7 protein-coding genes are annotated in these 8,576 nt (G+C 63.0%); 5 read left to right on the plus strand and 2 right to left on the minus strand.

What is annotated here, in order from left to right; translation table 11 throughout:
- Both KAZ48_09260 and KAZ48_09265 read left to right on the plus strand, forming a co-directional pair.
- The coding region (locus KAZ48_09260) for a glycogen/starch/alpha-glucan phosphorylase (protein ID MBP7972977.1) at window positions 1–228 on the plus strand (228 nt) is incomplete at its 5' end.
- A gap of 105 nt (window positions 229–333) precedes the next feature.
- A complete protein-coding gene (locus KAZ48_09265) occupies window positions 334–930 on the plus strand; it encodes a hypothetical protein (GenBank protein ID MBP7972978.1) in 597 nt (198 codons plus the stop codon).
- 66 nt (window positions 931–996) lie between these two features.
- Here KAZ48_09265 and pgm read toward each other — a convergent pair whose 3' ends face one another.
- Window positions 997–2,640 carry a phosphoglucomutase (alpha-D-glucose-1,6-bisphosphate-dependent) gene (gene pgm / locus KAZ48_09270; protein MBP7972979.1) on the minus strand — a complete coding sequence of 548 codons (1,644 nt, stop codon included), beginning with the start codon at window positions 2,638–2,640 and terminating at the stop codon, window positions 997–999.
- 43 nt (window positions 2,641–2,683) lie between these two features.
- Window positions 2,684–3,466: a hypothetical protein gene (locus KAZ48_09275; GenBank protein ID MBP7972980.1), complete on the minus strand. Its 783-nt coding sequence runs from the start codon at window positions 3,464–3,466 to the stop codon at window positions 2,684–2,686.
- A gap of 211 nt (window positions 3,467–3,677) precedes the next feature.
- Here KAZ48_09275 and KAZ48_09280 point away from each other — a divergent pair, with 211 nt between their 5' ends.
- The 3 genes from KAZ48_09280 to KAZ48_09290 are packed head-to-tail and all read left to right on the plus strand — an operon-like array spanning window position 3,678 to window position 8,420.
- A complete protein-coding gene (locus KAZ48_09280; GenBank protein ID MBP7972981.1) occupies window positions 3,678–6,185 on the plus strand; it encodes an ATP-dependent Clp protease ATP-binding subunit in 2,508 nt (835 codons plus the stop codon).
- 6 nt (window positions 6,186–6,191) lie between these two features.
- Complete coding sequence (locus tag KAZ48_09285; GenBank protein MBP7972982.1) at window positions 6,192–7,592, plus strand: MFS transporter; 1,401 nt, start codon at window positions 6,192–6,194, stop codon at window positions 7,590–7,592.
- A gap of 48 nt (window positions 7,593–7,640) precedes the next feature.
- A complete protein-coding gene (locus KAZ48_09290) occupies window positions 7,641–8,420 on the plus strand; it encodes an NAD(P)H-binding protein (protein MBP7972983.1) in 780 nt (259 codons plus the stop codon).
- Window positions 8,421–8,576 lie beyond the last annotated feature (156 nt).

Genomic DNA, 8,576 nt, shown 5'->3' on the forward strand with positions numbered 1-8,576 from the left:
TCCGCCGCCAACGCCGTCCTCGGGCACCTGTTGGACGATGACCCGTTCTTGGTCCTCGCGGACTACCGGGCGTACATCGATGCGCAAGCGCAGGTGGATGCCGTGTACCGGGACCCAGACGAATGGAATCGGCAAGCGATTCTGAATGTCGCAAGGGCCGGCTACTTCTCCTCGGATCGTTCGGTACAGGACTACCTGGACCGAATCTGGCACGCCAAACCCAACTAGGTGGCGAATCCTGCAGCGGCAGCGGGGCGCCGACTGGGCCCGACTGGGCCCGACTCGCTGGCGCAAAGGTCGACAACCGGCGCACGCACCGCGACAATACGGCGCATGAGCACTCCGCAACCGCCCGTCGGCGGACAACCACAGGATCCTGCCCAGGGCCAGCCGCAGTACCAGCCACCGGCGCAGCCACCGCAATACCAACAGCCGCAGTATCAGCAGCCGCAATACCAGCAACCAGCGCCGCAGTACCAACAGCCTGTCGCTGGCTACCAGCAGCCTGCCCAAGTGCCGGTCAAAGCCAAGCGTCCGTGGAACGTCACGTTGCTTGCCATCCTCGCGCTCCTGCTGGCGGCCTTCGACATCGCTATCGGCCTGATCATCCTGCTCAACCGAACCGACGCCCAGTTTGTGGCCGACTCCGGTACGAGCAAGAGCAACCTCACCTACTTCGGCATTGGCCTCATCATCGTTGGCGCTATCACGCTCATGCTGTCGTTCGGCTTGTTCGGCGGTTCCCGGCTTGCCCGTGGCGTCATTGCCCTCTTCTGTGTCCTTCACATTGCGGCCGCGATCGTCGTGCTCATCATGTCCGGCTCGACCAACACCCGCATCGCGCAATCAGCCAACGCGCTGATCGCGATCATCGTGCTGCTGATGCTCTACTCAGGCGCGCGCACCAAGGCGTTCTTCGCCCGGGGATAGCTCCCGCAACACGCCAACTGCCCGCGCGGAAAACGTGCGGGCAGTTGGCGTTCCCAGCTAAGGCGATTACCCGCCGAGGGCGTCGGACACGACCTCGCGTGCCTCGACCTGAATCTGGGCCAGATGCTCGGCACCCTTGAAGGACTCTGCGTAGATCTTGAAGACGTCTTCGGTGCCTGACGGTCGAGCCGCGAACCAGCCGGACTCGGTGGTGACCTTCAGCCCGCCGATGGGAGCGTCGTTGCCTGGTGCTCGGGTGAGCTTGGCGGTGATGGGCTCCCCGGCCAACTCGGTCGCGGTGACCTGTTCGGGGGACAGATCGGCCAACACCGCCTTCTGCTCGCGCGTCGCTGGGGCATCCACTCGGGCATACGCCGGGTCCCCAAACTCCTCGGTCAGGGCGGCGTAGTGCTGACTCGGCGATTGCCCGGTGACGGCCTGGATCTCCGAGGCGAGCAGGTCGAGGATCAGACCGTCCTTGTCCGTCGTCCAGACCTTGCCGTTGAGACGCAGGAAGCTGGCACCGGCAGATTCCTCGCCGCCAAAACCGACGGAACCGTCCACCAGGCCGGGAACGAACCACTTGAACCCGACCGGCACCTCGATCAGGGTCCGTCCAAGTGACTCGGCCACTCGATCGATCATGGATGAGCTCACCAGGGTCTTGCCGATCGCGCAGCCGTCGGGCCAGCCGGGGCGGTTGGCGAACAGATACTGAATCGCGACCGACAGGAAATGGTTGGGGTTCATCAGTCCGGCATCCGGGGTGACGATGCCGTGTCGGTCGGAGTCGGCATCGTTGCCAGTGGCGATCTGGAACTCGTCCTTGCGCGCGATCAGCGACGCCATCGCGTTTGGACTTGAGCAGTCCATCCGGATCTTGCCGTCCCAGTCCAACGTCATGAACCCGAATTGTCGATCAACGTTCGGATTGACCACTGTCAGGTCGAGGTTGTACCGATCGGCGATGGCACCCCAGTAATTGACGCTGGCTCCCCCGAGGGGATCGGCGCCGATACGAACTCCGGCGTCACGGACGGCGTCGAGGTTGACCACATTGCCCAAATCGTTGACGTAGGTGTCCAGGAAGTCGTAATTGCGGGTCGTCTCAGCCTTGCGGGCGCGTTCGTATCCAATCCGCTTCACGTCCTTGAGGCCCTCGGCGAGGATCTGGTTGGCGCGATCCTGGATCCACTTGGTGATGTCGGTTCCGGCTGGACCGCCGTCGGGCGGGTTGTATTTGAAACCACCATCCATGGGCGGGTTGTGCGAAGGCGTCACGACGATGCCGTCGGCCTGGCCCGGCTGCCCGGAGTTGTTGTACGTCAGGATCGCGTGGCTGACCGCTGGCGTCGGAGTGAAGGAGTCGTGCGGATCCAGCCACGTGTCGACCTCGTTTGCCGCCAGCACCTCCAGCGCGGTGGCGTAGGCGGGCTCGCTGAGCGCGTGGGTGTCCATTCCCATGAAGAGGGGTCCGGTAATGCCCTTGCTCTTGCGGTACTCAACGATTGCCTGCGTTGTGGCGGCGATGTGGCCGTCGTTGAAGGCGCGATTGAACGCGGACCCGCGGTGGCCAGAAGTGCCAAACGCGACCTGCTGTTCGGGGATGCTGACGTCCGGCTCAAGCGTGTAATACGCGGTGATCAGCCGTGCGACGTCGGTGAGGTCTTCGGTGAGCGCAGGTGTTCCCGCACGTGGGTGATTGGCCATGAACCCATCTTGTCCCCATTGGGTCCACCACACCACCCAGCCGTCACCCGCTGAGGGTCTGTTTGGGTCCCATCACGATCGTCGGATGTGCTGCTGGCCGTAGCCACCGCAGAGTCCACTTCATCTGTGAGCGCTTGACCGAGACGCAGCCACGCGTTGGCCCGGAGCCGCGGACGTGGAACCAGATACCGCCGTCCTTGATCGTGGGGTCCGGCCGACGCAGGTCGTGTGGTTTTGAGCCAGGAAAGCGGTTGAAGTTGATTGCCACCAGGTAGTCGAAGACCTGCACGCGCTTGTTGTTCATTCGGTAACCGCCGCGGTCGTAGGCCTGCGGCCCGTAGTGGTACGGCAACCGAGTGCCGGGGTTACGAAGCCGTCCGCCAGCGTCTGTCAGCGTGTAGACCCCGATTGGGCTCAGGCCGGAACCGTCGGTGGGTTTGCGGTTCCACCCGGTGATGCCGTTGCGGCCGGCGACGCCGCGCACTTTGTTCCAGCAGCCGTTCGACTTCTGCCAGTACTGCACCCGGTTGTGCCAAGCGCGTTTGGAATTGCCGCGGACCACCACGACCTGCGAACTGTTCGCTTTGATTTGGCGGGTGAACGAGGCCTTGAGACCGGGAACTTGAGTGCGGCAGTTGGAAGTCGGGGCTGACACGGAACTGACTCCGCTGCTGGCCGCTTGGGCGCTGGGGGCCATGACTGGGGCGAGCACCAGAGTCGCGCAGGAAGTCGCAACCAGGCCAACTCGCAGTCGCTGACCCATGGCGATTGAGGGGGTTTGCGTGGCTGGGGTGAGCCGAGCTTGGCTTGTCAGTGGTCGCCGCATAGTCAAAACGCTACCTCGCATAGGCCCTCAACGCACCCAAATCCTCACGGGGAGTGACGAGATCGGGCACTTAGGCGCCATGTTCACCAACGGCGAAGCGTCCCGGTACCGGGAACATGTACCCGAACCGGGTCGTTGCGTGTAGAACAGGGTGAAGCCTTGCCGCCGCCAGGTAGGGTTCAAGCACCTCGACTCAAAAGGAGCCAGTGCGATGTTCGAGAGATTTACCGACCGTGCGCGTCGGGTGGTTGTCTTGGCCCAAGAAGAGGCCCGGATGCTCAACCACAACTACATCGGCACTGAGCACATCCTGCTCGGACTGATCCATGAGGGCGAGGGCGTCGCCGCCAAGTCCCTTGAGAGCCTCAACATCTCGCTCGAGGCCGTCCGTCACCAGGTCGAGGAGATCATCGGCCAAGGGCAGCAGGCGCCCAGCGGGCACATCCCGTTCACGCCGCGCGCCAAGAAGGTCCTCGAGCTTTCCTTGCGGGAGGCGCTGCAACTCGGCCACAACTACATCGGCACTGAGCACATCCTGCTTGGCTTGATCCGCGAGGGCGAAGGTGTCGCCGCCCAGGTCCTCGTCAAGCTCGGCGCGGACCTCAACCGGGTTCGCCAGCAGGTCATTCAGTTGCTGTCCGGTTACCAGGGCAAAGAGCCAGCCAGTTCCGGCGGTCCGCAGGAAGGCACCCCGTCCACCTCCCTGGTCCTTGACCAATTCGGCCAGAACCTGACCCAGGCCGCGCGTGAATCCAAACTCGACCCCGTTATCGGGCGCGAGAAGGAAATTGAGCGCGTGATGCAGGTGCTCAGCCGACGGACGAAGAACAACCCTGTCCTCATCGGCGAGCCCGGCGTCGGCAAGACCGCCGTCGTCGAGGGTCTCGCGCAGATGATCGTCGCTGGCGAGGTTCCAGAGACGCTCAAGGACAAGCAGATCTACACCCTCGACCTCGGAGCCCTCGTTGCCGGTTCCCGGTATCGCGGTGACTTCGAAGAGCGGTTGAAGAAGGTCCTGAAAGAGATCCGCACCCGTGGCGACATCATCGTGTTCATTGACGAGATGCATACGTTGGTCGGCGCTGGTGCTGCGGAGGGAGCGATTGACGCCGCGAGCATCCTCAAGCCGATGCTTGCCCGCGGCGAGTTGCAGACCATCGGGGCCACCACTCTGGATGAGTACCGCAAATATGTGGAGAAGGACGCCGCGCTTGAGCGTCGTTTCCAGCCGATTCAGGTCAGCGAGCCGACCCTCGCGCACACCATCGAAATCCTCAAGGGTCTGCGCGACCGGTACGAGAACCACCACCGCGTCACCATCACCGACGCCGCCCTGGTCAGCGCGGCAACGTTCGCTGACCGGTACATCAACGACCGCTACCTGCCGGACAAGGCAATCGACTTGATCGATGAGGCTGGTGCTCGGCTGCGGATTCGCCGCATGACCGCTCCGCCGGATTTGCGCGAGTTCGATGAGCGCATCGCTGCTGTCCGTCGCGAGAAGGAGTCGGCGATCGACTCCCAGGACTTCGAGAAGGCCGCAAACCTGCGCGACAAGGAGAAGAACCTCATCGGCGACAAGGCCGAGCGCGAGAAGGAGTGGAAGGCTGGCGATCTCGACGTCGTGGCCGAGGTGGATGAGGAGATCATCGCCGAGGTACTCGCGGTCGCTACCGGCATTCCGGTCTTCAAGTTGACGGAAGAGGAGAGCCAGCGCCTGCTGCGGATGGAGACCGAACTCCACAAACGGGTCATCGGTCAGGAACAGGCCATCAAGGCGCTTTCCCAGGCGATTCGCCGTACGCGTGCGGGTCTGAAGGACCCCAAGCGGCCAGGTGGATCGTTCATCTTCGCCGGTCCGTCCGGCGTCGGAAAGACCGAGCTGAGCAAGACCCTCGCAGAGTTCCTATTCGGTGATGAGGACTCGCTCATCAGCTTGGACATGAGCGAATACAGCGAGAAGCACACCGTCTCGCGTCTGTTCGGTTCACCTCCCGGATACGTCGGTTACGAAGAGGGCGGCCAGCTGACCGAGAAGGTTCGCCGCAAGCCGTTCTCGGTGGTGCTCTTCGATGAGGTCGAGAAGGCCCACCCGGACATCTTCAACTCGCTGTTGCAGATTCTGGAAGACGGTCGCCTGACTGACTCGCAAGGCCGGGTTGTCGACTTCAAGAACACGGTGATCATCATGACCACCAACCTTGGAACCCGCGATATCTCGAAGTCCATGGGAATGGGCTTCCAGAATGCTAGCGACACAAAGTCCAACTATGAGCGGATGAAGGCCAAGGTCAATGACGAGCTCAAGGTGCACTTCCGGCCTGAGTTCCTCAACCGTGTCGATGACATCATCGTGTTCCACCAGCTCACCAAGGAAGAGATCATCCAGATCGTCGACCTGATGCTGGCCAATCTCGATGATCGGCTGCGCGACAAGGACATGGGCCTCGAACTCACGACGGCGGCAAAGGAAGCCCTTGCCTCGCGTGGCTACGACCCGATGCTTGGTGCGCGTCCGCTGCGCCGGACCATCCAACGCGACATCGAAGATGCGCTCAGCGAGCGGATTCTGTTCGGAGACCTGAAGGCTGGCGAGATTGTCGTCGTCGATGTCGAGGGCACTGGCGAGGACTTGGCGTTTACCTTCACCGGCACGGCGAAGTCCGCTGTCCCCGAGTCGCTGGCTGTCGAAGCGGCCGAGGCGGCCGAGGCGGACTAGCGGCACATGAGCGTGGCCGCGGCGACTCGCGTCGGTCCGTCGGAGATCATCCGGCGGTTCGGCTCCGTCGCGGTGGCGTTGGTGTGTGTCCAACTCGACTACTTCGCGCTCGCTCTGGCGCTGCCGAGCATGGCCAAGGAGCTCGGATCAACCACTGCGGATCTTCAGTGGACAGTCAGCGCCTACATGATCGCTATCGGCATCGTGATGGTTCCCGGCAGTCGGCTGGCGGATCTCCTCGGGCGCAAGCGGATGCTGTTGATCGGGCTTACCATTTTCGGCCTCGCATCGCTGTGGGTCGGGTTGTCGCCCACTGTTGGCTCGGTCATCGCGGCACGGGTCGTGCAGGGTGTTGGCGCGGGTCTCTACTTCCCGGTCGCGATGTCGTTGGTCACCAACGCCACCAATGCGATCGAACGGCCCCGAATCCTGGGATTCCTCACGGGGCTGGCGGGAATCGGAACTGCGGCGGGCCCGATTCTGGGTGGCGGGCTGTCATCGACAGTTGGTTGGCGTTGGGTGTTCTTGATCAACGTTCCCATCGCGTTGGGCGGGGTGATCTGGGGTCACTTCCAACTCAAGGAGTCCACCGACCCGGCACTCGCGGGGCACAAGTTGATCAATCTCGACTGGCTCGGCGTCGTATTGCTTGCCCTCGGAATTGGCGGGTTGTCGCTGGGGATCGATGATGCATCCGGGACTGGCCTGGGACCCAAGGCCATCATTCCGGCCGTTGTGGGGATCATCGCGGTGGTCGGATTTGTGCTGTGGGAGCGACGGGCCAAGTGGGCACTCATCCCGCCGGTTATGTGGCGCAACAAGGCCTTCAGCGCCCTGGTCTACGCGGCGACGATTGCGAACATGGGCATCGTGGTGGTCATCTTTGTTGCCACGTTGTATCTGCAACAGGTCCGCGGCTACTCAGGACTTGTTGCCGGGTTGATGTTCGTGCCGGCCGCGATTGGTTTGTCGGTTGGCGGCCCAGTTTCCGGCAGACTCGCTGTGCGCTACCCAACCCAACGAGTCATGACCGTGTCCCTCGTCGGCGGAGCGCTAGCGCTATTTGCGCTCGCGTTTTCCGACCAAATGGTCGTTTATTTAGTGCTGATGGGCATCGCCTCCTTCTTACTGGGGCTTGGATTCCAATTCGGCAACATCGCGATCCAGAGTGTCGTCAAGCCGGCTGAAGCAGGCACCGCTGCTGGCGTCTTGCTCACGTTGATGGTCAGCCTCGGTGGAGTCGCAGTGGTGATCGCGTCCGCGACGATCGAGACAATCGGGAACGGCGCGCCCACCCAGCACGCATCAACGGTCACCTTGCTCAGTTGGGCAATCGGAGTGGGCGTACTCGGGGTGATCTTCGGTGCCACCCAATGGCGCAAGGCCACCCTGGCCGTTACGGGCTGAGCGACACCTTCGTCCCAGGCGCCGGAGTTCGCCAGTGGGGTCCCGACTGTGTTGATCGGGGTTGTCGGCGGAACGGGAACGGCCGGGAAGTCGGTCGTTCGGGAAGCATTGTCCAGGGGCCATGACGTTCGGGTGCTGACGCGGGCGCATGCTGCACCACGACTACCGGACGGCGCGGAATTCCGGCGCGTGGACGTTGCCAGCGGTGACGGGCTGCTGGCCGCGCTCACCGGCGTCGAGGTCGTCATTGATTGCGGGAACTTGCCGGAGTTCATCAGCAAGAAGAAGCTCGCGGCATACTTCGAGCAAGGGGCTCGCAACCTGTCCTTAGCAGAAGCCGCCGCCGGAGTCGATCGACATGTGGTGTTGTCGATCGTCGGCATTGACCAGATACCGATGCCCTACTACCGAGCGAAGTTGGCCCAGGAACGGTTGGCAACGCTCGGCCCCGTGCCAGCCGCAGTCGTACGCTCGACCCAGTTCCACGACTTCGCCGGACAGATCATCGAGCAAACCCGGATCGGCCCCTTTGCTCTGGTACCCGACATTGCGATCCAGCCTGTGGCAACCAGCGAAGTGGCGCGAGTCCTGCTCGATGTTGCCCAAGATCCTGACCCGGTGGCACGAACGCAGATCGCGGGACCGAAGCAGATGTCACTGGTTGACGCTGCCCGACAGCTGGCTGCCTCAACTCCGGGCGGCCCGAGGATCGTGCCGTTGCCCATACCGGGGAAGACCGGTCGAGCGCTGCGTGCTGGCGCCCTGACGCTGCCCGAGGGCCCAACAGGTGGACCTGACTTTGAAGGATGGTTGGAGCAACGAGGCTAGTAAGGCCACCACGATTCGCGCGGCACGGATGCTCGCCTGCCAACGGCTCCACCAATCCGTCGGCGACCAGGCCGTCAAGCGATCACGCACGTTTGATCGGACGGGAGTTCCCTAGCACTCCACGGTTCCGCCGCCCAAACTGGCACAGGAGTGGCC

The organism is Candidatus Nanopelagicales bacterium (genome assembly GCA_018003655.1).
Classification (GTDB): domain Bacteria; phylum Actinomycetota; class Actinomycetes; order S36-B12; family UBA10799; genus JAGNDY01.